Source organism: Mesorhizobium sp. CA12 (genome assembly GCF_020165255.1).
Lineage (GTDB): Bacteria > Pseudomonadota > Alphaproteobacteria > Rhizobiales > Rhizobiaceae > Mesorhizobium.
Window position 1 is genome coordinate 16,348 of record NZ_JAIUHT010000013.1, and the last position, 23,420, is coordinate 39,767.

24 protein-coding genes, 1 tRNA gene and 1 pseudogene are annotated in these 23,420 nt (G+C 61.6%); 20 read left to right on the forward strand and 6 right to left on the reverse strand.

Annotated features, from left to right (window positions below; genetic code table 11):
• Window positions 1-83: 83 nt before the first annotated feature.
• The 4 genes from LB520_RS20660 to LB520_RS20675 are packed head-to-tail and all read left to right on the forward strand — an operon-like array spanning window position 84 to window position 4,827.
• Window positions 84-1,661 carry an ABC transporter ATP-binding protein gene (locus LB520_RS20660; protein ID WP_224638870.1) on the forward strand — a complete coding sequence of 526 codons (1,578 nt, stop codon included), beginning with the start codon at window positions 84-86 and terminating at the stop codon, window positions 1,659-1,661.
• Window positions 1,658-2,788, forward strand: coding sequence for an ABC transporter permease (locus tag LB520_RS20665; protein ID WP_224638872.1), 1,131 nt, complete (start codon window positions 1,658-1,660; stop codon window positions 2,786-2,788). Before LB520_RS20660 ends, LB520_RS20665 begins: the two co-directional genes overlap by 4 nt.
• Window positions 2,788-3,708: an ABC transporter permease gene (locus tag LB520_RS20670; protein ID WP_224638874.1), complete on the forward strand. Its 921-nt coding sequence runs from the start codon at window positions 2,788-2,790 to the stop codon at window positions 3,706-3,708. The genes LB520_RS20665 and LB520_RS20670 overlap by 1 nt, the downstream gene beginning before the upstream one ends.
• Before the next feature lie 51 nt (window positions 3,709-3,759).
• Window positions 3,760-4,827 carry a BMP family ABC transporter substrate-binding protein gene (locus tag LB520_RS20675; protein WP_140700241.1) on the forward strand — a complete coding sequence of 356 codons (1,068 nt, stop codon included), beginning with the start codon at window positions 3,760-3,762 and terminating at the stop codon, window positions 4,825-4,827.
• A 76-nt stretch (window positions 4,828-4,903) separates the two neighbouring features.
• On the opposite strand, the gene rimO is transcribed toward LB520_RS20675, so the two are convergent.
• From rimO to LB520_RS20690, 3 genes are all read right to left on the reverse strand, one after another.
• Window positions 4,904-6,217, reverse strand: coding sequence for a 30S ribosomal protein S12 methylthiotransferase RimO (gene rimO, locus LB520_RS20680; protein WP_140843345.1), 1,314 nt, complete (start codon window positions 6,215-6,217; stop codon window positions 4,904-4,906).
• A gap of 177 nt (window positions 6,218-6,394) precedes the next feature.
• Entirely contained in the window at window positions 6,395-7,075 is a 681-nt protein-coding gene (locus tag LB520_RS20685; RefSeq protein ID WP_140843347.1) for a TerC family protein, read from the reverse strand.
• A 270-nt stretch (window positions 7,076-7,345) separates the two neighbouring features.
• On the reverse strand, window positions 7,346-7,753 hold the full coding sequence (locus LB520_RS20690) for a DUF930 domain-containing protein (RefSeq protein ID WP_181174818.1): 408 nt from the start codon (window positions 7,751-7,753) through the stop codon (window positions 7,346-7,348).
• 271 nt (window positions 7,754-8,024) lie between these two features.
• Here LB520_RS20690 and LB520_RS20695 point away from each other — a divergent pair, with 271 nt between their 5' ends.
• The 6 genes and pseudogenes from LB520_RS20695 to LB520_RS20720 all read left to right on the forward strand — a co-directional run bounded on the left by LB520_RS20695 (window position 8,025) and on the right by LB520_RS20720 (window position 11,308).
• A complete protein-coding gene (locus tag LB520_RS20695) occupies window positions 8,025-8,249 on the forward strand; it encodes an antitoxin MazE family protein (protein ID WP_140843349.1) in 225 nt (74 codons plus the stop codon).
• Window positions 8,246-8,625, forward strand: a pseudogene (locus LB520_RS20700) (type II toxin-antitoxin system PemK/MazF family toxin). The gene LB520_RS20695 and the pseudogene LB520_RS20700 overlap by 4 nt, the downstream one beginning before the upstream one ends.
• Before the next feature lie 30 nt (window positions 8,626-8,655).
• Entirely contained in the window at window positions 8,656-8,883 is a 228-nt protein-coding gene (locus tag LB520_RS20705; protein WP_224628254.1) for a hypothetical protein, read from the forward strand.
• Between the two features lie 77 nt (window positions 8,884-8,960).
• The gene (locus LB520_RS20710) at window positions 8,961-9,524 is read left to right on the forward strand and encodes a hypothetical protein (protein ID WP_224628252.1); all 564 of its coding nucleotides are present in this window, start codon (window positions 8,961-8,963) and stop codon (window positions 9,522-9,524) included.
• A gap of 101 nt (window positions 9,525-9,625) precedes the next feature.
• A complete protein-coding gene (locus tag LB520_RS20715) occupies window positions 9,626-10,501 on the forward strand; it encodes a hypothetical protein (protein WP_224628249.1) in 876 nt (291 codons plus the stop codon).
• A 36-nt stretch (window positions 10,502-10,537) separates the two neighbouring features.
• A complete protein-coding gene (locus tag LB520_RS20720) occupies window positions 10,538-11,308 on the forward strand; it encodes a DUF3800 domain-containing protein (RefSeq protein WP_140843357.1) in 771 nt (256 codons plus the stop codon).
• A 134-nt stretch (window positions 11,309-11,442) separates the two neighbouring features.
• Here the strand turns inward: LB520_RS20720 and LB520_RS20725 are convergent.
• Window positions 11,443-11,532, reverse strand: a tRNA-Ser gene (locus LB520_RS20725).
• 219 nt (window positions 11,533-11,751) lie between these two features.
• A complete protein-coding gene (locus LB520_RS20730; protein ID WP_181174819.1) occupies window positions 11,752-11,925 on the reverse strand; it encodes a hypothetical protein in 174 nt (57 codons plus the stop codon).
• 164 nt (window positions 11,926-12,089) lie between these two features.
• Between LB520_RS20730 and LB520_RS20735 the strand changes: the two genes are divergently transcribed.
• The 7 genes from LB520_RS20735 to LB520_RS20765 all read left to right on the forward strand — a co-directional run bounded on the left by LB520_RS20735 (window position 12,090) and on the right by LB520_RS20765 (window position 19,749).
• Window positions 12,090-13,352 carry a septal ring lytic transglycosylase RlpA family protein gene (locus LB520_RS20735; RefSeq protein ID WP_140843359.1) on the forward strand — a complete coding sequence of 421 codons (1,263 nt, stop codon included), beginning with the start codon at window positions 12,090-12,092 and terminating at the stop codon, window positions 13,350-13,352.
• Window positions 13,353-13,474: 122 nt separating this feature from the next.
• On the forward strand, window positions 13,475-14,653 hold the full coding sequence (locus LB520_RS20740) for a D-alanyl-D-alanine carboxypeptidase family protein (protein WP_140843361.1): 1,179 nt from the start codon (window positions 13,475-13,477) through the stop codon (window positions 14,651-14,653).
• A 72-nt stretch (window positions 14,654-14,725) separates the two neighbouring features.
• Window positions 14,726-15,400 (forward strand): dTMP kinase, encoded by a 675-nt coding sequence (gene tmk, locus LB520_RS20745; protein WP_140843363.1) that lies wholly within the window; start codon window positions 14,726-14,728, stop codon window positions 15,398-15,400.
• Window positions 15,397-16,452: a DNA polymerase III subunit delta' gene (locus tag LB520_RS20750; RefSeq protein ID WP_140843365.1), complete on the forward strand. Its 1,056-nt coding sequence runs from the start codon at window positions 15,397-15,399 to the stop codon at window positions 16,450-16,452. The genes tmk and LB520_RS20750 overlap by 4 nt, the downstream gene beginning before the upstream one ends.
• Window positions 16,453-16,579: 127 nt before the next feature.
• Window positions 16,580-18,130 carry a methionine--tRNA ligase gene (gene metG / locus LB520_RS20755; protein WP_224638876.1) on the forward strand — a complete coding sequence of 517 codons (1,551 nt, stop codon included), beginning with the start codon at window positions 16,580-16,582 and terminating at the stop codon, window positions 18,128-18,130.
• Window positions 18,130-18,924 carry a TatD family hydrolase gene (locus LB520_RS20760; protein WP_224638878.1) on the forward strand — a complete coding sequence of 265 codons (795 nt, stop codon included), beginning with the start codon at window positions 18,130-18,132 and terminating at the stop codon, window positions 18,922-18,924. Before metG ends, LB520_RS20760 begins: the two co-directional genes overlap by 1 nt.
• Before the next feature lie 3 nt (window positions 18,925-18,927).
• A complete protein-coding gene (locus LB520_RS20765) occupies window positions 18,928-19,749 on the forward strand; it encodes an MBL fold metallo-hydrolase (protein WP_224638887.1) in 822 nt (273 codons plus the stop codon).
• 193 nt (window positions 19,750-19,942) lie between these two features.
• Here LB520_RS20765 and LB520_RS20770 read toward each other — a convergent pair whose 3' ends face one another.
• Window positions 19,943-20,746, reverse strand: a complete 804-nt coding sequence (locus tag LB520_RS20770) for a DUF3658 domain-containing protein (RefSeq protein WP_224638888.1) — start codon at window positions 20,744-20,746, stop codon at window positions 19,943-19,945.
• A gap of 225 nt (window positions 20,747-20,971) precedes the next feature.
• Here LB520_RS20770 and LB520_RS20775 point away from each other — a divergent pair, with 225 nt between their 5' ends.
• From LB520_RS20775 to LB520_RS20785, 3 genes are all read left to right on the forward strand, one after another.
• A complete protein-coding gene (locus tag LB520_RS20775) occupies window positions 20,972-21,814 on the forward strand; it encodes an alpha/beta fold hydrolase (RefSeq protein WP_224638889.1) in 843 nt (280 codons plus the stop codon).
• Between the two features lie 149 nt (window positions 21,815-21,963).
• Entirely contained in the window at window positions 21,964-22,497 is a 534-nt protein-coding gene (locus tag LB520_RS20780) for a class I SAM-dependent methyltransferase (RefSeq protein WP_224638891.1), read from the forward strand.
• Window positions 22,494-23,408 (forward strand): agmatinase, encoded by a 915-nt coding sequence (locus LB520_RS20785; protein WP_224638893.1) that lies wholly within the window; start codon window positions 22,494-22,496, stop codon window positions 23,406-23,408. The genes LB520_RS20780 and LB520_RS20785 overlap by 4 nt, the downstream gene beginning before the upstream one ends.
• Window positions 23,409-23,420 lie beyond the last annotated feature (12 nt).

Here is a 23,420-nt window from a genome sequence, read left to right on the forward strand (position 1 = left end):
TTTCAAGTCGGGTGCTGCTTTCCGACTGGAGCCGGCCGCGCATACCATGCTTTCGGGAACACAGAACATGTCTGGGAAACCGGATGGGAGGCACTGTGAGTGCAAATCATGACAGGGCGAACCTGCTCGAGGTTCGCGGCCTAACCAAGATATTCGGCACGCTGACGGCGTGCGATCACATCGATCTCAATATCGCAAAAGGCGAGATCCACGCGCTGCTCGGCGAGAACGGTGCCGGCAAGTCGACGCTGGTCAAGATGCTGTTCGGATCGCTCGAGCCGAACTCGGGCGAGATCTTCTGGGATGGCAAGCCGGTCAAGATCACCAGCCCGGGCGTGGCCAAGAAGCTCGGCATCGGCATGGTGTTTCAGCATTTCTCGCTGTTCGAAGCGCTGACAGCGGCCGAGAACATCGCGCTTTCGCTCAATGATGGTTCGCCGATCAGCAGCATCGCCGCGAAGGCGAGGGCATTGTCCTACAGCTACGGCCTGCCGCTCGATCCGGATTCGCTGGTCGGAGATCTTTCGGTCGGCGAACGCCAGCGCATCGAGATCATCCGCTGCCTCCTGCAGACGCCGCAGCTCATCATCCTCGACGAGCCCACCTCGGTGCTGACGCCGCAGGAGGCCGACAAGCTGTTCGAGACGCTGGAGCGCCTGCGCGCCGAAGGCAAATCGATCCTCTACATCTCGCACCGGCTGGAAGAGGTCAAACGCATCTGCGACCGCGCCACGGTGCTTCGCCACGGCAAGGTCGTCGGCCACTGCAATCCACGTGAGGAGACGGCCGCATCGCTTGCCCGCATGATGGTCGGAAGCGAGGTGAAGGCGGTGGTGCGTGCGCCGGCGGAAGGCATCGAAACGGCGCCGGCGCTGCTGGAAATCCGCAGCCTCAGCCGCAAGCCGGCGACGCCGTTCGCCATCCCACTGAGGAACATCAACCTCACCGTACGTGCCGGCGAAGTGATCGGCATCGCGGGTGTGGCCGGCAACGGCCAGGGCGAGTTCTTCGAATCCGTCTCCGGCGAAGTGCTGCAGCAGGATACCGGTTCCGTGCGCATTCGCGGCAAGGACGCCGGCGGCCTTTCGATCACCGGCCGGCGGCTGATGGGGGCCGCCTTCGTGCCGGAGGAGCGGCTCGGCCATGGCGCAGCACCCCGCATGAAGCTTTCGGAGAACCTGCTTCTGTCTCGTCACGCCACTGACGGCAAGGCTTTCGTCGGTTCGGGCGGCACGGTGAAGAACGGCGCGGTTTACAGCGCTGCCCAGCGCATCATTAAAGCCATGGACGTGCGCAAGAGCGCGCCCGATCCGGAGGCCGCCGCATTGTCGGGCGGCAATCTGCAGAAATTCATCGTTGGCCGCGAACTCGACCGCAAGCCGAGCGTCATGATCGTCAACCAGCCGACCTGGGGCGTCGACGCCGGTGCTGCCGCTCACATCCGCCAGGCCCTGATCGAGCTTGCCCGCAGCGGCTCCGCTGTCTTGGTCATCAGCCAGGACCTCGACGAATTGTTCGAGCTGTCGGACGCGATCGCCGTCATGCACAACGGCGAATTGTCGACGCCGCTGCCGATTGCCGAGGCGACTTTCGAGAGGATCGGCCTGTTGATGGGCGGTGCCGAGCCCGGCCACGCCGAACACAGGATGGAGGTGGCATGATGCGCATCGAACTCGTCAAACGCCCGCAGCGCTCGGCGCTGTTCTCGATGCTGTCGCCCTTCATCGCCTTCGCGCTGACGATCATTGCCGGCGCCATCATGTTTGCGCTGCTCGGCGTCAATCCGCTCAACGCCTTCGAGATCTATTTCGTCGAGCCGGTCAGCCAGGTCTGGCAGTTGCATGAGCTGGCGATCAAGGCAGCGCCGCTGATCCTGATCGCGGTCGGCCTGTCGGTCTGCTACAAGGCCAACATCTGGAACATCGGCGCCGAAGGCCAGTTCATTTTCGGCGCGATCTTCGGCTCGATCATCCCGGTGCTGTTCCCGCAGTTCGAAGGCCCGCTGGTGATCCCGCTGATGCTTTTGCTGGGCATGGTCGGCGGTGCCTTCTACGCATCGATCCCGGCGCTTCTGAAGACGCGCTTCAGCACCAATGAGATCCTCACCAGCCTGATGCTGGTCTATGTCGCGCAGCTTTTCCTCGACTGGCTGGTGCGCGGCCCATGGCGCGATCCGCAAGGCCACGGCTTCCCGCAAACAATCCAGTTCGGCGATTCCGCCGTACTGCCTGAGTTGATGCCGGATGCCGGCCGCGCCAATTGGGGTTTCGTCTTCGCGCTGGTCGCCGCGGTAGCGATCTGGCTGATGATGAGCCGCATGCTGAAAGGGTTCGAGGTCCGCGTGCTGGGTTCAAGCCCAAGGGCAGGACGCTTCGCCGGTTTCGGCTTCAACCGGATGGTGTTCTTCGCCTTCCTTCTGTCCGGGGCGCTGGCCGGCCTGGCCGGCATCTCCGAGGTCTCCGGCGCCATCGGCCAGTTGCAGCCGGTGATCTCGCCCGGCTACGGCTTCACCGCCATCATCGTCGCCTTCCTTGGGCGCCTCAATCCGCTGGGCATCGTGGCCGCGGGCCTGGTGCTGGCGCTGACCTATCTCGGCGGCGAGGCGGTGCAGAGCGCGCTTGGCATCTCCGACAAGGTGGCGCGCGTCTTCCAGGGCATGCTTCTGTTCTTCGTGCTCGGCTGCGACACGCTCATCCATTACCGCATCCGCCTGATCGGCATGGCGCTGACGAAGTCGAAGGGCGCGGCGCAGCTCGAAGCGGCGCCCAAGCTCGAGGAGGCCCGCTGATGGACATCACCGTCAACATCCTTTTGACCATCGCGACCGCGGCGACGCCGCTTCTGATCGCGGCGATCGGCGAGTTGGTGGTCGAGCGCTCGGGCGTGCTCAATCTCGGCGTCGAGGGCATGATGATCATGGGCGCCGTGGGCGGCTTCGGCGCCGGCTATCTCACCGGGTCGCCGTGGATCGGCCTGCTCGCGGCTATCATCGTCGGCGCGCTGTTTTCGCTGCTGTTCGCCGTCATGACGCTGTCGCTGGCGACCAACCAGGTGGCGACCGGCCTATCGCTGACGCTGCTCGGCCTCGGTCTCTCGGGCATGATCGGCACCAGCTTCGTCGGTCAGCCGGGCGTGAGATTGCCCAATTTGGACATCCCGGGGATCAGCTCGATCCCGGGGGTCGGCAAGCTGGTCTTCGGCCAGGACCCGGTCTTCTACATCTCGATCGCCCTGACCGCGGCGGTGATGTGGTTCCTGTTCAAGACGCGCACGGGCCTGACGCTGCGCTCGATCGGCGACAGCCATACCTCGGCGCATGCGCTCGGCATCAAGGTCATCCGCTACCGCTATCTCGCCGTGATCTTCGGCGGCGCCTGCGCCGGTCTTGCCGGCGGCCACCTGTCGCTGGTCTACACGCCGCAATGGGTCGAGAATATGAGCGCTGGCCGCGGCTGGATCGCGCTGGCGCTGGTGGTGTTCGCTTCCTGGCGCCCGTGGCGGGTCCTGGCCGGCGCTTACATCTTCGGCGCGGTGTGGATCGGCCAGCTTCATGCACAGGCTTTTGGCATTCCGGTGCCTTCGCAGTTTCTTTCTTCGCTGCCCTATCTGGCAACCGTTGTGGTTCTCGTTCTAATCTCGCGCAACAAGCGGCTGACGATGATGAACACGCCGGCTTCGTTGGGGCAGCCATTTGTTCCGGATCGTTGACAACAACAAAAAGACGGGAAGCTCCAAGGCTTAACTCAGAGAGGTAACACAATGAAAAAACTGCTTATTGCGTTGATGACCACGGCCGCGGCCCTGTCCCTGGCGGCAACCGCCCAGGCCGCCGACAAGCTCAAGGCCTGCTGGGTCTATACGGGTCCGATCGGCGACTTCGGCTACTCCTATCAGCACGACCAGGGCCGGCTCGAAGTCGAGAAGGCGCTCGGCGACAAGGTCGAGACCGCCTATCTCGAAAACGTCTCGGAAGGCCCGGACGCCGACCGCGCTTTCGAGCGCCTGGCGCGCGAGAAGTGCAAGATCATCTTCGGCACCTCCTTCGGCTTCATGGATGCCGAAGTGAAGGTCGCCAAGAAGTTTCCCAAGGTTATGTTCGAGCATGCCACCGGTTTCAAGACCGGCGACAATCTCGGCATCTACAACGCCCGCTTCTATGAAGGCCGCTATGTGCTCGGCCAGATCGCAGCCAAGGAATCGAAGAAGGGCCTCGCCGGCTACATCGTTTCCTTCCCGATCCCGGAAGTGGTGATGGGCATCAACTCCTTCATGCTCGGCGCGCAGTCGGTCAATCCCGACTTCAAGGTGAAGATCGTGTGGGTGAATTCCTGGTTCGATCCCGGCAAGGAAGCCGACGCCGCCAAGGCGCTGTTCGACCAGGGCGCCGATATCATCGTCCAGCACACCGATTCGACCGCCGCTCTGCAGGTCGCGGAGGAGCGCAAGCTGCACGGCTTCGGCCAGTCGTCCGACATGATCAAGTTTGCACCGCACGCGCAGCTGACCTCGCTGACCGACGAATGGGGCCCGTATTACATCAGCCGCGTCCAGGCGGCGCTCGACGGCACCTGGAAGCCTGACAATGTCTGGCTCGGCATCAAGGACGGCGCCGTCAAGCTCGCCCCCTACACCAACATGGCTGACGACGTGAAGGCGATGGCCGAGGCGACCGAGAAGAAGATCGCCGGCGGCTGGAACCCCTTCACCGGACCTGTCTCCAAGCAGGATGGTTCGCCCTGGCTGAAGGACGGCGAGGTCGCCGACGACGGCACGCTGCTCGGCATGAATTTCTACGTCAAGGGCATCGACGACAAGCTGCCGCAGTAAGCGGCAAATCGCTGAGCCGAAAGAAAAAGGGCGCCGCAGGCGCCCTTTTTTATGCTGCGTGGGTCCGCGTGGGCCGTCAGACGGCCGAGCCGTAGAGGTCATAAGCATCGGCGCGGTCGATCTTGACCGTGACGATCTCGCCGGCACGCAGCGGCCGCCGCGACTGGATGTGCACGGAGCCGTCGATCTCCGGCGCGTCGTATTTGGTGCGGCCTTTGCCGGATGTGCCATGCGCCTCGTCGATCAGCACCGGCAGGCGCTTGCCGATTTTCTTGGCGAGCTGCGTTGCCGAGATCTTCTGTTGGCGCTGCATGAAGCGGTGCCAGCGCGCTTCCTTGACCTCCTGCGGCACCTGCTCCAGCCCGAGGTCGTTGGAGCGCGCGCCCTTGACCGGCTCATATTTGAAACAGCCGGCGCGGTCGATCCTGGCTTCGTCCAGCCAGTCGAGCAGCATCTCGAAATCGTCCTCGGTCTCGCCGGGGAAGCCGACGATGAAAGTCGAGCGGATGGCGAGATCCGGGCAGACCTCGCGCCAGCCGCGGATGCGGTCCAGCGTCTTTTCGCCATGCGCGGGGCGTCGCATGTTCTTCAGCACCTGTGGCGAGGCGTGCTGGAAGGGAATGTCGAGATAGGGGAGGATCTTTCCGTCCGCCATCAGCGGAATGACGTCGGCGACATGCGGGTAGGGGTACACATAATGCATGCGTATCCAGATGCCGAGCTTACCGAGCTCCTCGGCGAGGTCGAGGAATTTCGCCCGCACCTCGCGATCGCCAAACATCGACGTCTGGTACTTGATGTCGATGCCGTAGGCGCTGGTGTCCTGCGAGATGACCAGGATCTCCTTGACGCCGGCCTTGGCGAGCTTTTCGGCTTCGCGCAGCACGTCTGCGGCCGGGCGCGAGACGAGATCGCCGCGCAGTGCCGGAATGATGCAGAAGGTGCAGCGGTTGTTGCAGCCCTCGGAAATCTTCAGATAGGCGTAGTGGCGCGGCGTCAGCTTCACGCCCTGCGGCGGCAACAGGTCGACATAGGGATCGTGGCTTGGCGGAGCCGCCTCGTGCACCGCCGCCATCACGCTTTCATAGGCCTGCGGGCCGGTGATCGCCAACACGTTGGGATGCTTTTCGCGGATGACCTCCGGCTCGGCGCCGAGGCAGCCGGTGACGATGACGCGGCCGTTTTCGGAAAGCGCGGAGCCGATGGCGTTGAGCGATTCGTCGCGGGCGGAATCGAGAAAGCCGCAAGTGTTGACGACGACGAGGTCGGCGCCGTCATGCTTGCGTGCGATCTCGTAGCCCTCGGCGCGCAGCCGCGTGATGATGCGCTCGGAATCGACGAGCGCCTTCGGGCATCCAAGACTGACGAAACTGACGCGTGGGGCGGACATAAATTTGTTTTCCAAGAGATGAGGGCGAGATCGAGGAGCTTCAGCTCCGAAGATCGATCTACGGCGCGCGGCTTTGAGCCATTTCGCGCGGCGCAATAGCACGCTTCGGCACAGAAGCAAACCTGCCAGTCGGCCACGACAAGAGGCGATGCGGCAGATGCTCGCCTTGAAAGAGCGTCAGTGGCCGTCCGATCCGAACCAGGGCGCCAGGAAAGCAAAATGGTCGGGAAATTGCTGCACGGCGCCTCCCAGAAGCATGTTCACCGCGACATAGAGGATGATCAGCAGGCCGACATAGGCGATCCAGCGGTATTTGTGCAGCAGGCGCGCGACGAAGGATGCGGCAAAGCCCATCAGCGCGATCGAAAGGACCAGTCCGATGATCAGCACCGTGGGATGCTTCATGGCTGCGCCGGCGACGGCGAGCACGTTGTCGAGCGACATCGAGACGTCGGCGATGACGATCTGCCAGGCAGCCTGCGAGAAGGTCTTGCGCGGGCCTTTTCCGGCGATTTTGCCGTTATAATCGCCGTTCGACAGCGCTTCTGTCGCGTCGCGCTCATCCTCGTGGCTGACGCGCAGCTCGCGCCACATCTTCCAGCATACCCACAGAAGCAGGAGCCCGCCGGCAATGAGCAGCATCGGGCCGATGCTCAGCAGCCATTGCGTGATCAGGGCAAAGACAATGCGCAGGACGGTGGCTGCCGCGATGCCGACCAGGATGGCGCGCTTGCGCTGATCGACGGGAAGGCCGGCTGCCGCAAGGCCGATCACAATTGCGTTGTCGCCGGCAAGCGCGAGATCGATTGCAACGACCTGGAGGAGAGCCGAAAGGCCTGCGGCAGTGAATATTTCCATCGACTAGAAATCCTTGCCTGAAATGAGCGTAGCCCTTTACCGGGACGGGCCTAAAGGCACGGTCCATCGGCGTCAAGACGCAGGGTTGGACATCGCCGGAAAACAAGGCCGGCGGCGTAGGCCCTGATGGAATTAGGGTGGTCGCCGGCAAGCTGGCGAGGCCGAAAACTAGAGCGTTTCACCGTTTCACGGAAACGGCGAACCGCTCTATCTCTTTGTTTTGACGCAATTCCGGACGGGAAACCGCTACGCACTTTCCCTGGTATTGCTCTAGTCGTAGAGGTTATATTTGGCCCAGTCGGATTCCGGAATCTCGTCGCCGATCTTGTAGCGGAACTGCAGCACTTGCATATGGTCCGGCGCGGTCTGGCATTTGAACTTCAGCCGGTACCATTGGCCATTGCTGCGGAAGGCGGCGCCCGAGCTCTTGATGGCATCGGCGCTCATCTGCGGCGTGGCGAAGGCGTAGGCCACGACGCGGTCGGCCTTGTAGTTGCGATCGTCGTGGCTGATCCGGTCGAGCACCTCGGCGTCACAGCGCTGTTCGAGGCGGGTCTGCGGATCGAGTTTCATCAGGCCGGCGCGCAAGGCATTGTCCATCGCCTTGGCCGGCAAGACCGGCGTCAGCGACGCCAGAACCATCAGGCAGAGCTTTTTCATGGGCGCGACAAGCAGCATATTTTATCCGATAAATCAAATAAACGGTGGTTTACCGCTGTCGGTCGCCAGCGCCGCATCGCTTCCAACGATTGCACCGTCTGCAACCCTTGATCGCCGCAAGCTGCGGGCTCATTAATTTGCGTGGAATGTCTGTCTCGTCGATGCCGGAAGCTACGGATTTCAGGCAACTGAACCAGTCGGACTTGCGCCTCTTCTGGAGGTCGCGAAAAGGCCGGTCGCAACGCGTAGTCCATGATAGGCTACATGTAACCATTGCGGAAAATGACTCATGGCATCGGCAAGAAGCGCGAAATCCACGCGTGTGAAGGTGCAGGAACATCGGGAGCGGCTACGCGCCCAGGGCCTGCGGCCCATCCAGATTTGGGTGCCGGACGTGCGCGCCGCGTCATTTAAGTCCGAGGCGCACCGACAGTCGGCGGCGGTGGCCGCGAGCGCCCGTGCGGCCGAGGATCAGGCGTTCATAGACGCGGTATCCGACTGGGACGATGAATGAGGCGGGGCGAGGTCTGGACCGTATCCGGCGGCAGGGACTATGCGGGCAAGCCGCGCCCGGTCGTCATCGTGCAGGATGACAGCTTTGACGCCACGGATTCGATCACGGTCTGCGCCTTCACCACGGACCCGACCGATGCGCCGTTATTTCGGCTTCCGGTGAGCCGAACGAGAGCAACGGGCTGCGCTCTCCTTCCCGGCTGATGGTGGACAAGATCACCTCGGTTCCGAAGTCGAAGGTCGGCGACCGGATCGGGCGGCTCGACGACGAGGATATGGTTCGGCTCAATCAGGCGGTGATGGTCTTTCTCGGCCTGGCGGTATCGCCGAGGCTTGGCCGGAAAGGGGAATGCTGGGCGCGCGTCGGCGCCCCCTAGATGGGGCGATTTCTCGTGGGAGATCGCGATTTGGTCAGGCGCAACAAGCCCAAGCAATTATCGGAATCAAAGCTGAGGCGGTTCCTGGCCGCAGCGGAGGCGCTGCATCTCAGCATCACCGGGCCGCTTATATCGCCGCACTGCGATCATTACCGGGCCACGCGAGGGTTGCATGAAGCGCTGTTGCGGGCGGTAAAGGAAATCACCGGCAAGGACGCCGAATTCATCCGCTGGAACACCACGGGGCCGGCTCGCTAAAAAGTGTCCACGCGGTTTGCCCTGGCCGTCCTATGCCCTTAAACGTCTTTCTCGATTGTCAATTTAAGGCGCGCCACATGGCAGATTTCGTTCCGGGAACAGTGATCCCCAATAAACTTGTCCCACTCATTGGACTATTCGTCGTCCGGTTTAGCGCGATGGAATCGGAAATGAACCGGCTCATTTGGCACGTGGCGGGACTAAGCGAAACGGCAGGACGTGCCGTCACTGCCAGCATCCCGAACTATTATCCGCGCGCTCGGCTTCTGGAATGGTTATCCCAGGAAATTGCAGACCCTACCGATAGCAAAAAGGTCAAAAAACTTGCCGATTCATTCATGAAAATCGGCGATTTTCGGAATAGGCTGATTCACGATGAAGCCCACTGGTATAGCCACAACAATGAAACTGTGGGGATGTGGCAAGCCGATATAGGATTTGTAACAAGAAAACCAACAGAGGTTTCCGAAGAAGCGATTAATTACTATTCTGCACTTTCGTGGGAGGTCCAAGCGCGAATGCAGCAATACAGTACCAAGAATTCAGTATGGTCCGATGACGCGCATTTTCCTTGGCATAGCAACCCTCCAAAACCGCCTCAGAAAACGACGTTTAATAAGCAGGGCGGCACGCTTGGTTGACCTTTATCGGCGTGATTGCAATAGAGCATGAAATGAACGCCGTTGTTGTTGGGCTGAGTCGATAGCAGCGCTCATCCCGTGATCGTTATTCGGTGAAAGTCTTGGCGCTTCGTGCTGGCATTGATGCAGGTCGTTCTGGTTCAGGCATTTACGCTGTCGCCGCCGTTGCATTCAGCTATGGCCGAGCAAAAAAAGCAAACAAGCAATGGCAACGTCTGCTCGACGGGCGCACGTTCCATATGACCCACCTGAACGCCCGGAAAGGCGATTTCGAAGGCATAGACGATCGTAAAAAAAAACAGATAATGCATGGCATAGTCGAAATAATAAAGAACAACGCCTCCTACATAGTTTGTACATCCTATGATGACAGCACAATAGAGGAGAAATTTCCGAAGCTTTCCAACAATGAAAAGGCTGTTGATGAGTTTCTCTATAGGGCATTTAGGACAAAGTACGGCCCAATGATTCATATGTGCATGTGGGCCTTGGGAGATTTTGCGAATGATGGCGCAATGAAGAGAAATCATATCTCGTATGTTCTGGAAACAGGAGATGATGGACAAGGAGGATTTATTGACTATATTCGATTCCTGAATAGTAATAAGGAAAGGCAACCTGTATATAAACACGTTTTGGAGCAATATTCTCTCGTTAAACTTATTGCGACACCCAAGGAGGAAATGGAAGGTGTCTTCCACGCGGCAGATTTCGTAGCGTGGGAGTGGGCGCGCCATGTCGAGCGCCAGCGACAAGATTTGCCTATGAGGAAGTCGCTCCAGGCGCTGACAAGCAAAATCCCGGCCCTGTCAGATTATTACGGATTAACGCTCGGCGATAAGAATAGAATTTTCTGCCGGCATTACGCCGAAAAACACGCTAACAGACTTGTCAAATTTCTCCGAGAAACAGCTGAGGCTAAATCAGAAGCGGACATTCGGGCCGCTAACGCCCATTGGGCGGAGACCCGTTTTTAGAAGTTAGCGGTGAGTTCGAACTGGGGGGGGCGATCAATGCTCCAAGCCTACGTTGATGAAAGCGTGTCGATCAATCCGGCAATCTACGTTTTGGCGGGCCTCATTGCCCCTGCCGAAAACTGGACGCGGTTCTCGGCGGATTGGGCCGATATTCTCTCTATGAAGCCTCGCATTGGCCGTTTCAAAATGAGCGAGGCAATGAATTGCGTCGGCGAGTTCGCCTCTTGGTCACAGGATCGGCGTGACGAGCGAATTTTGTTGCTGCAAAATGTAATTTCCGATCACGTCGAAGCGGGAGTTGTCGCTGCGGTTATGGTCGATGATTTCAGTCGGATTATCAAAGGAAGCCAGCTACCGCAGCAATTTCATAGTCCATACTATTTCCTTCTTTATCAGATGATTTTGAAGCTCGCCGATGGCCAAGACGCGCTCGAGCTGAAAGGTCCGGTAAATTTCATTTTCGATGACCAGATGATGGAAAAGAAGAAAGTCCGTAGGGATTGGGCTCGCTACAGATCCCTTTTGCAGGGGCGGCAAAAGCCAATTGGCAATATGCCTGTTTTCGAAAATGAGGAACGCGTGTTGCCGCTCCAAGCCGCGGATATGATGGCGTGGATTATCCGCGCTCATGCCGAGGACCAATTCCAGGGAAAGGAGCGCAGACCGATTCTCGCCGGCAAAAAATCGCGCTTGAACATCCCGGTGATAACGTCGATATGGCAGGCTCGCGAGTTGGAAAATTTGCTGCGCGAAATGCTGATAGCGGCGGGCATAATACGCGGCTCGGTAAAGCTGACGCTAAGCTAGGGTCTGCTGCGGTGGCATCTGAACGGCTAGGCGAAAGCGCCTTCTCCCGTTTACTAAATCCATACAGCGTTTGTGGGTAGGTTCGCGGATCAGGTAACCAAAATCTGAAAAACTCTATAATTTTCAACGGTATTTGGCGGAGGGAGTGGGATTCGAACCCACGGTGAACTTGCGCCCACGCCGGTTTTCAAGACCGGTGCCTTAAACCGCTCGGCCATCCCTCCATCGTGATCGTCACGAGGCGCTTCGTCCTGCCGACCTCAAAGCCCTGCCGGCAACGCAAGCGCCCAATCCTCTAGTGCGCTGTGCAAAGATCTGTCAATCGCGGGAATGGCCCAATGTGTTTGGGATGGCGGCTAGCCGGTTCATGCATTGACAATGCAGCCAACACGCGGCCAATTGGAACCTGTAGTATTTCAAGAGGGGAAGATCATGAAGAAAATCTATGAGAAACCTGTTTTGACGAAGCGCGAGAAGCTCTCGCAGGTCGCCGCCACCGTGTCGTCGGTGCCGCGATAACAGACCGGCAACCCGGTCGGGCCGACCTCGACGCCCGACAATCGTGGCCATGGTGATGCTTTGAAGCGTCGGTTATGGCGCGACGGCCGCTCGATCATCGCCCAGTTCCTATGTCTCGCCACAATCTCGCCCTGTTGCGGCCATAATCGATTAACATCGTGATAAGCAATTCCTGTGCAAAAGGGATTGGGGATCAAGGTGTTGGCCTGGAGGGCGACTTCTGGCCCCGTCTGGTGACAGCACGGTAGGGGACAATCGAGACATGCAGACCCTGACGCGCCCGCGTCTTCGTCGCGCTTCTGCTTTCGCCCTGTGCGCCCTTTCGGGCCTGCTGCTGGCTGCCTGCGCCTCGCAACCCGAACCGAAGGGGATGGTCTACAAGAAGGCCCGCTCCAAGGAATATTTCGCCGAATCCGAATATGGCGTGAAGGCGAGCCCGCGTGTCCAGTTCATGCGGCGCGGCGGTGGCCGCGACCAGCTCGGCAAGCCCTATCAAGTGCGTGGCAAGTGGTACTATCCCAAGGAAGACAAGGGCTACGCCAAGGTCGGCCTGGCTTCCTGGTACGGCGATGCGTTTCATGGTCGTCTGACCGCCAATGGCGAAGTCTATGACATGACGCATCTGACGGCGGCGCATCCGACGATGCCGCTGCCGAGCTATGCCCGCGTCACCAATCTGGAGACCGGCAGTTCGGTCATCGTGCGCGTTAACGACCGCGGCCCCTATCACGAAGGCCGCATCATCGACGTTTCCGAACGCGCGGCGCAGATGCTGGACTATGCCAAGGTCGGCACGGCCAGGGTCAAAGTGGAGTATGTCGGCCGCGCGCCGCTCGACGGCAATGACGACCAGTATCTGGTGGCCTCCTATCATCCCGGCAACAACCGGCCGGATCCTTCGGACGGCCTGCCGACCGGCGTGATGGTGGCCATGAACGGCCCGTCGCCGAGCATGCCGGTCGCGGCGTCTCCGGCCGCCGCGCCGTTTCCGGGCGAGTTGACCAATTCGGGGCGGGCCTTTGCAGCGCAGCCGGGGCTTTCGGATCAGCCGGCCGTGCAGCCGGCCGCATTCGCCGTCCAGGGCGCCAGCGATGTCGCGCTGCCGGATTTCGGTCCAATCGTCCCAGAACGGCCGGATTTCACGCTTCCGCCGAACTCGCCCTTCGCCATGGCCTCCCTGTCTTACGCGGATGAGCGCGTAGAGCGCGCCGATGTCTTTGCCGCGCTCGATTCCGGCGGCATGTCGCCGGCCGATATCCTGCGTTCATGGAAGAAATCGAACCGAGAGCTACAGACGCCTGCGTCCGACTATGTCGCCGCCGGTTCCTTCGACGAGGCCGCGCAGGCAAAGCGTGTGGCCGCAGCGCTCGAGCCGTTCGGCCGGACCGAGATCCAGCGCACCGAGCTCGACGGCAATGACTGGTATGCGGTCAATGTCTATCCGGACGGCCATGGCAGCGTCGACGACCTGCTCCAGGCAGCCTGGTCGCATGGCGCGCCGGACGCGCTTGTTGTGCGTAACTGATCAAATTCGCGCTGCCCGTTGATCCGGCCGGAAAAACCCTGATAGCTTGGCCGTGGGGTAGTCTTTGCGCATTCTGGAGTGGCTCTGCGCTTTCCGGGTTGCTCAGATCGGGTCGACATTTCATGCAGTTCCGCATTTTTCTGCCTTTCGCCAGCCTTCTGGGATTGGCGCTGGTGTTGCTTTGCGCGGCCCCGGCGAGCGCGCAGCTCTTCGAGACCAAGGCGGCGCAGGCGTTCATGATCGATGCGGACACCGGCACGGTGCTCTTCGCCAAGGACCCCGACAAGCCAATCCCGCCGGCCTCAATGGCCAAGCTGATGACGATGGAAATGGTCTTCAACGCCATCAAGTCGAAGCGGATCACGCTCGACGACACTTTCGTCGTGAGCGAAAACGCCTGGCGCACCGGCGGCGCGCCGTCCGGAACCTCGACCATGTTCGCCAAGCTCAAATCCGAGGTCCGCGTCGAGGATTTGATCCAGGGCGTCACCGTGCAGGCCGCCAATGACGGCTGTATCGTGCTCGCCGAGGGAATGGCGGGCTCGGAAGCGAATTTCGCCGCGCAGATGACCGATCGCGCCCGCCAGCTCGGCCTCTCGAAATCGACCTTCGTCAATTCGACCGGCCTGCCGGCCGACGGGCAGCAGACGACGGTGCGGGAGCTGACCATGCTGGCGCTGCATCTGTGGCGCGACTATCCGGAGTTCTTCCACTATTACGGCCAGCCGGACTTCACCTGGAATAAGATCTCGCAGAGGAACCGCAATCCGCTGATCGCCATGGGCATCGAGGCCGATGGCTTCGTGGCAGGTGCCAGCGAGCAGGCGGGCTTCGGCCTGGTCGGCACCGTCAGTCACAACGGCACGCGTGTGATCGCCGCGCTCAGCGGATTGGCCAATGACCGCGAGCGCTCCGAAGAGGCGCGCAAGCTGCTCGAATGGGGCTCGCGGTCATTCCAGAAGACCGAGATCTTCGCCAAGGACGAGGTGGTCGGAGAAGCACAGGTTTTCGGCGGCGCCAAGTCCGGCCTGGCCTTGAAAGCCAAAGGCCCCGTGGACATCTTTCTGCCGATAGCCAACCGCGACAAGCTGACCGCCAGGATCGTCTACCAGGGTCCGGTGTCGGCACCGGTCGAGGAGGGGCAACCGGTCGGGGAATTGCGCGTTTGGATAGGCGAGACGCTGAGCCAGCAGACGCCGCTCTATGCCGCAGAATCGGTGAAGGTGGGTACGCTGCCGCAGCGCGCGTTGGACGCGGCCAAGGAACTCGCTGTCGGCTGGCTGCGGCAGAAACATTTGTGATCGGGCAAGTTCGTGGACCTTTTGTCGGACGGGAGCTATGACAGCGGCCAGCACGGGCAAAGGCAGTCTCGATTGGCGAGCGGATTTTTCATCACCTTCGAGGGCGGCGAAGGAGCAGGCAAGTCGACGCAGATCGAGCGGCTGGCGCGGCGCATGCGCGCCAAGAAATACGAGGTCCTGGTCAGCCGCGAACCGGGTGGATCGCCCGGCGCCGAAGCCGTAAGGCATGTGCTTCTGTCCGGGGCGGCCGAGCCGTTCGGCCCGAAGATGGAGGCGATCCTGTTCGCCGCCGCGCGCTCCGACCATGTCGAGCAGGTCATCCGGCCGGCGGTCGAGCGCGGCTCGATCGTGCTGTGCGACCGTTTCATCGATTCCTCTCGCGTCTACCAGGGCGTCACCGGCGGGCTCGATGCCGATTTCATGAAGGCGCTGGAGGCGGTGGCCATCAACGGCATGATGCCCGACATGACGCTGATCTTCGACATCGATCCCGCTGAAGGCCTGAAACGGGCCGCCGCGCGGCGCGGCGCCGATGACGCCGCCGATCGCTTCGAGAAGGAGACTTTGGCCATCCACCGGCGGCGGCGCGAGGCTTTCCTGGCCATCGCCGCGGCCGAACCGGAGCGCTGCGTCGTCATCGACGCCTCCGCCGATCCCGATACGGTGGAGAACGTCGTCACCGCCGCCGTCTTCGCAGCGCTGGAAGAGCGGATGCCGGCGCAAAGGATTGAGACGGCGCCGGCATGATCTTCGAACGCATCGCCCCCGAACAGCACGACACGCTGGACGGCGTGCCCGAGCCCGCCGAAACGCCGCGGCTGATCGGCCACGCGACGGCGGCAGGGATGCTTGCCAGCGCCTACCGCACCGGCAAGCTGCCGCATGCGCTGATTTTCGCCGGGCCCCAAGGCATCGGCAAGGCGACGCTGGCGTTCCACATGGCGCATCATCTTCTGAGATATCCGGATTTCAAGACGGCGCCCGACACGCTTGCCGTTCCCGATCCGGCCTCCTCGCTGTTTCGCCAGATCGCCACCGGCGCGCATCCTTCGGTGCTGCACCTCACCCGTCCGGCCAATGACAAGACCAAGAGCTTCAAGACGGTGCTGACCGTCGACGAGATCCGCAAGGTCAGCCGCTTCCTGTCGATGACCTCGCATGACGGCAGCTACCGCGTCGTCATCGTCGATCCGGCCGACGACATGAACACCAACGCCGCAAATGCCTTGCTCAAGAATCTCGAAGAGCCGCCGGCGCGCACCCTGTTCATTCTGGTGGTGCATGCGCCGGGCAGCCTGTTGCCGACGATCCGCTCGCGCTGCCAGATGGTGCGGCTGGCGCCTTTGGCCGCCGACGAACTGATGGCGGTGCTGGAAAATGTCGAGCCGCCGCCGCCGGACGATCCGGGCGCGCGCGCGGCGCTCGCCGAGCGGGCAGGGGGCAGCGCCCGCAACGCGATCCTGCTCACCCAATATGGCGGGCTGGAGATCGCCGGCGCGCTCGACACGCTGGTGGCGGCCAGGAAGCCCGACATTGCCGGCGCCCATCGCCTTGCCGAAGCCGTGGCGGGACGCGATCAGGCAATCCAGTTCGACATCTTCAACCGTCGCGCGCTCGACCTGCTTTCGACCGCCGCCAGCGACGCCGCGCTTGCCGGCGATCTCGCCCGGGCCAAAACCCTGTCCGAGGCTTGGCACGAGGCGCTGAACACGATATCTGAGGCTGAGACCTACAACCTCGACAAGAAGCAGCACGCCCTGACCATGATCGACCGCCTGAATTCTGCGATGCGAATGTGACGGCTCGTTCGATGCATGCCGTTGGCCCAGTTTTGGGCGGCATGCATTGGCCTCGGGATGGCAATCGACGTTCCGATACGATATCCACCGCCACAACTCACATTCAGATATTCATGACGGTTCATTCATGTCACGCGACACATTCTACATCACGACCGCGATCTCCTACCCAAACGGCAAGCCGCATATCGGCCATGCCTATGAGCTGATTGCCACCGACGCGCTTGCCCGCTTCCAGCGCCTCGACGGCAGGCAAGTCTTCTTCCTGACCGGCACCGACGAACACGGCATCAAGATGCTGCAGACGGCCCGCAAGGAAGACATCACGGCGCGCGAGCTCGCCGACCGCAACTCGGCCGAGTTCAGGCGCATGGCCACCGCGCTCAACGCTTCCAACGACGATTTCATCCGCACCACCGAGGAGCGGCATTACGCGTCCTCGCAAGCGATCTGGAAGGCGATGGCCGCCAATGGCGACATCTACAAGGGCGGCTATGCCGGTTGGTATTCGGTGCGCGACGAGGCCTATTACGGCGAGGAGGAGACCGAGGTTCGCCCCGACAATGTCCGCTACGGGCCGCAGGGAACGCCGGTGGAATGGGTCGAGGAAGAAAGCTATTTCTTCCGGCTGTCGGCCTACCAGGACAGACTGATTGCGCTTTACGAGAGCCAGCCCGATTTCATCGGTCCGGCCGAGCGCCGCAACGAAGTGATGAGCTTCGTCAAATCGGGGCTGAAGGATCTGTCGGTCTCGCGCACCACTTTCGACTGGGGCGTGCCGGTGCCGGGCGACGAAAAGCACGTGATGTATGTATGGGTCGACGCCTTGACCAATTACATCACAGGCGTCGGCTATCCCAATGAAAACGATGAGAAATGGCGGTTTTGGCCTGCCGATGCGCACATCATCGGCAAGGACATCGTGCGCTTCCACGCCGTCTATTGGCCGGCCTTCCTGATGTCGGCGGGAATCCCGTTGCCAAAGCGCGTCTTCGGCCATGGCTTCCTGTTCAACCGGGGCGAGAAGATGTCGAAGTCAGTCGGCAACGTCATCGACCCGTTCACCATGGTCGAGCATTACGGCGTCGACCAGGTGCGCTATTTCTTCCTGCGCGAGGTGCCGTTCGGCCAGGACGGCAATTACAGCCATGAGGCGATCGTCAACCGCACCAATGCCGATCTTGCCAACGGCCTCGGCAATCTGGCGCAGCGCTCGCTGTCGATGATTGCCAAGAACTGCGGCGGCAAGGTGCCGGCGCGCGGCGACCTTACCGAGGCCGATACAGCGATCCTCGACGAGGCGGTCGAAGCGCTGGCCGTTTCTCGTCGGGCGATGGCGGAGCAGGGCATCCATCTGGCGCTGGCGGCGATCTTCAGCGTTGTTGCCGAAGCCGACCGCTATTTCGCCTCTCAGGAGCCGTGGGCGCTGCGCAAGACCAATCCGGAGCGCATGGAAACCGTGCTGTGGACGACGGCCGAGCTGGTGCGCCGGGTGACGCTGCTTTGCCAGCCCTTCATTCCCGGATCGGCGGCCAAGCTGCTCGACCTGTTGGCCGTGCCCGCTGACAGCCGCGCTTTCGAGCACGTCCATGCCGACCACGCGCTGGAGCCAGGCACTGCCTTGCCGACGCCGGAGGGCGTATTTCCGCGCTATGTCGAGCAGGATGGCAATAGCTGATGCTGGTCGACAGCCATTGCCATCTCGACTTCCCGGACTTCGCCGAGGAGCGGACGGCCATCGTCGCCCGCGCTCTCGCCGCCGGGATCGGCCGAATGGTGACGATCTCGACGCGCGTGAAGCGTTTTCAGCAGGTCCTTGAAATTGCTGAATCTTTCAACGAGGTCTATTGCTCGGTCGGCACCCATCCGCACAATGCGGCGGAAGAGCTCGACGTCACCCCTGACGAGCTGGTGCGGCTTTCCGGCCATCCGAAGGTGGTGGCGATCGGCGAGGCCGGGCTCGATTATTACTATGACAAGGCGCCGCGCGATGCGCAGGCGCAGGGTTTTCGCACCCACATCGCCGCCGCGCGCCGCACCGGTCTGCCGCTGGTCATCCATGCGCGCGATGCCGACGAGGAGATGGCGGCAATCCTCGAGGACGAAACAGGGAAGGGCGCCTTCCCCTTCATCCTGCACTGTTTTTCGTCCGGACGCAGGCTGGCTGAAGTCGGCGTGGCGCTGGGCGGCTATGTCTCCTTCTCCGGCATCCTTACCTTCAAGAACTCCGCCGAACTGCGCGCCATCGCCGCCGACGTCCCGCGCGACCGGCTGCTGGTCGAAACCGACGCGCCCTACCTTGCGCCGGTCCCGCATCGCGGCAAACGCAACGAACCGGCCTATGTGGCGAACACGGCCAAGGTGCTCGCCGAGACCATCGGCGTCAGCGAGGCCGAGATCGCCGATATCACCACCGGGAACTTCTTCAGGCTGTTCACCAAAATGCCGCGTCCCGAAACGGCTGCGGGCTGAGGCATGAGCGACCGGCTGCGCTTTACCGTTCTTGGCTGCGGCTCATCGCCCGGCACGCCGCGCATCACTGGAGATTGGGGCAATTGCGACCCCAAGAACCCGAAGAACCGGCGCATGCGCACGGCCGCGCTGGTCGAGCGGATTGCCGCCAACGGCGCGCGCACCACGGTCGTCATCGACACCGGGCCGGATTTCCGCGAGCAGATGCTGCTGGCCTCCGTCAAGCGCATCGATGCGGTCGTCTACACGCATCCGCATGCCGACCACATCCACGGCATCGACGATCTGCGCGGCTATGTGCTCGAGCAACGCCATCGTATCGACATCCATGCCGACGAGCCGACCATGCTGCGGCTGCGCCAGGCGTTCGGCTATTGCTTCGAGACGCCGCCAGGCAGTTCCTATCCGCCGATCGTCAAGGCGCACATCATCGATCACGCCAGGCCGGTCGTGATCGAAGGCGAGGGGGGTCCCCTCACCCTCGAGCCGCTGCCGCAGTTCCATGGCGACATCATCTCGCTCGGCTTCCGCATCGGCGGGCTTGCCTATTGCCCTGATATCAGCGGCTTTCCGGACGCCACCATTGAGCGTTTGCGCGGCCTCGACACGCTGGTGATCGACGCGCTGCAGTACAACACCCATCCCAGTCATCTGTCGCTTGGCCAGGCGCTGGAGTGGATCGAAAAGCTGACGCCGAGGAACGCCGTGCTGACCCATATGCATGTGCCGCTCGACTACGCCGTCGTGATGGCCGAGACGCCGGAGCATGTCGTGCCGGCCTATGACGGCATGGCGATCGAAATTCCTTACGAGTCAGAGCGGTAGCGACAGCTGTTCAGTCGGCGCCGCAGTTTGTCTGTTGAACCTTCTGCAGCGATCTCGAAGTCGAAGCGCTGCCGCGGCGTTTGTTGCCGCCAGCGAAAGCCGCAGCAATTCCTGGACGTGCCCGCCACGCCTCAGTTCCATAATCTATCTTATGCGACTTTCCTATATGGCCACGGAGATGTCGAAAGCGATGTCACACAGCCCTGCTCGCCAGCCGCACGGAGCTGTTGCGCATTCGCACGCCGTCACCTTCCATTTCAAACACGCCTTCATCCGCAAGCGCGCGGACCCGCGACCAGAGGACTAGATCTCCGCAGTAAGTGCCATCGTCCCAGAGTGAGCTAAGGCAATTGGCGACGACGTAACTGCATTTGCGCCAATCATCTGTCACATGCGTCGCGATGGCTTTGTCGAAGTATGTGATCGGCGCTGACTGAAGGCTCAGGTCGGAAACAACGCGAAAAGGCCCGTTCTCAGCGCGAAGCCTTTTCCATAAGTCGCGGCAAGCCTGCAGCTCGTGTCCGGTCAACGTGGTCTGGCGTTCCAAGAGCCGGGCTTTGACCATGCTGTCTGGCAAAACGTGCCCAAACGACAGTGTACGCCAGGGTATCGATTCCGAACGATCGGGCCTGGGGGCGAACTCGACCTCGGTTATGTCGACCACTCGGAACGGATGATCGCCGACCTGCGAAACGAATTCCAGGAAACCGGCAAACTCCATGGCGTTTCGCCGACATACCCATGCGACTGGGGCGATGTCCCTGCCGGTTGCGCGGCTCCAGAAAAGATTGGCCTCTTGCTCGAGGTCCGGGCGCCGTTCGAAGCCCAATACATCTTCCATCCATCGGGCGCGAAGATAGGCCGCGGGAGGGTCGATAGGCCCAAAGCTGAAGTCGTCCGGCAGGCCGATGACGGTTTCCCTCAGGCCTAAGTCAGCCAGAGCCTGGCGCAGGCTGCCGGCGGCCGACATGTTGAAGACCACGTGCACATGCTTCATTGGAGACCCCGGAATTTCTCACAATTGCCCACTATAGCGAGCACACCGGCTCAAGGCGATCCGTCCGCCCTGCTCCAGCCTATGCCGCCGCATCCGAAGTTGGTTGCAACATCTCGCAGTCCTGACGGGTACGCACAGAATTCGTCCCTCCTTGCGGCAGCAAGTGGCTCGGAACTCAACCGCCGAACCTCGCGTTGGCCTGGTGAGCGGTTTGAGGACCTTTGCATGCATTCACGGATTGAGTTGGCAAGCGGCACGGAATTGTCTTTCCTTACGGCTGGAGAGCCCTCCAAACCGGCTCTTCTGCTTCTTCACGGTTTTCCGAGTTCCTCCAGGACCTTTCGCCACGTCATTCCCGCATTGTCGAAGGTGGCTTATGTGGTTGCTCCCGACATGCCTGGGTTCGGCATGTCCGATGCTCTGCCCGAGCCGTCCTTTGATGGTTTTGCCGATGCGATCTCGGAGTTGCTCAGCCACCTCTCGGTCGGCCCGCGCTACATCTACCTTCATGACTTTGGCGCGCCGGTAGGTCTGCGGATAGCCATGCAGGTCCCCGATGCGGTGTTGGGCTTGATCATCCAGAACGCCAACGCACATCGGAGCGGAATGGGGCTATCCTGGAAGGCGACGCAGGACTTTTGGGCCAATCCGAACCCAGACAATGAAGCGAAAGCCACCGCGCATCTGACCTTCGAGGGCACGCGAGACCAGTATGTGGCAGGTGTTCCCGACGATGTGGCCGCACAAATTCCGGACGAGAACTGGGAGGAAGACTGGCGCGTGATGCAGCGCCCCGGAGGCATGGAGACGCAGCGCGCGCTCATTGCGGACTATGGCAATTACGTCGCTCGCTTCGACGCGATTGCCCACTATCTTCAGCGCAGGCAGCCTCGCGCCCTGATGCTGTGGGGCCGGCACGACACGTTCTTTGACCTGGCAGAGACGCTGTCATGGATGCAGGCCCTGCCGAGGATGGAAGCACACATTCTCGACGGGCCTCATTTCCTGCTGGAAACGCATGCCAACCAAGCTGCGTCGCTGATGGTCGACTTCCTGGAACGGCAATAGAACAGTCCTTGAGTCTGGCCAACCCGAACGCGGCCGACGCCTGGGGGCTACATTGTCCGGCATCAATGTTCTGGCCGCTGCCCTGTCCGCCATTTCCGCTCGGCGCCGTCTCGCTTGCCTGGCGCAGACCAGATTGGATAATTTATTTCATGGCTGCCGGAATCTCAGATCGGATATCCGCCTTCGTCGAAGCGCTTCCATTGAAGCCGGGACTTCGCGTCCTGGAGATCGGATGCGGTCCTGGCGTTGCCGCTCGCGACGTCGCTCGCCGCATCGGCGACGGCTTCATTCTGGCCGTCGACCGTTCGGAGAAGGCAATCCGATTGGCGCGGGCGCGATCGGCTGATGAGATGGCTTGGGGCTGCCTCGATTTCAGGCATTCGGCAATCGAAGACTTCGCATTGAATGCTGGCGAGGCTCTTTTTGATATCGCCTTTGCCATGCGAGTCGGCGCGCTCGACGGGCGCCACCCCGAGGCCAACCGTGCGGCCTTGATGCGGATCAAGGCGGCGCTGAAGCCGCATGGCAGGCTTTTCCTCGACGGCGGCGATCCGTTGAAAGAGATTGATTTGGTTCGTGGCTTGATGTCCCGCGAAGCGCCGCAAAACTCCACGCCGAAGCAACTACCCTGCCCCAAGCTGCCATCGCGCCGCGGCGCAACAAAGGAAGCATCCAGAAAATGACCGCCTCGCCTTCCTTTCTCGGCTTTCCCGATCGCCTCGCCGACGGGCGCGTGCCACGAGCCGTGATCTTCGGGGCGGGTCATGGAAGCACCTATCGCGGTCAGAACAGCAGCGGCCATGCCTCGGCCGCTGACGCCATCCGAGCTGCAAGCCAAGATGACATTCCGCTGATGGAGCACTGGGATTTCGATCTCGGCGGCCCGCTGTTCGATGGCGGACCGGTCTGCTGCGTCGATGCCGGCGATGTCTTGACCACCATGCATGACAATGCCGGCAACCGGGCCCGTATCGAGGCGAAGACGCGCGAGGTGCTGGTACTGCCGGCGGTGCCGATCCTGCTTGGCGGCGACGATTCCGTCGTCATTCCCTTCCTCGCCGGCTTTGCCGATCACGGACCGGTCTGGATCCTCCAGATCGATGCCCATATCGACTGGCGCGAAGAGGTGCATGGCGAACGCTACGGCTATTCGAGCCCGATGCGGCGGGCGAGCGAGATGCCGCATGTTGCCGGCATGGTGCAGGTCGGGCTGCGCAGCGTCGGCAGCGCCCACCTCGCCGAAATCGAAGCGGCGCGGCGCTACGGCAGCCGCTTCGTAACCGCGCGCGAGGTACATGCCCTGGGCGTGGAAGCTGCTCTCAAGCATATACCTGACGGAGCGCGGGTTGTCGTCACCCTCGACTGCGATGGCCTCGATCCATCGATCATGCCGGGCGTGGCCGCGCGCACGCCTGGCGGCCTCAGCTACACGCAGGCGATCGACCTGATCGCAGGCCTCGGCAAGCGGGCGAGGATTGCGGGATTCGACCTTGTCGAGCTCTATCCTCCCGCCGACATTGACGGTCTGTCGGCCATCACCGCGTCGCGTCTTGTTGTCAACGCGATCGGCGCCATTGTCCGGCAGACCGGCTGAGATCCGATCGGA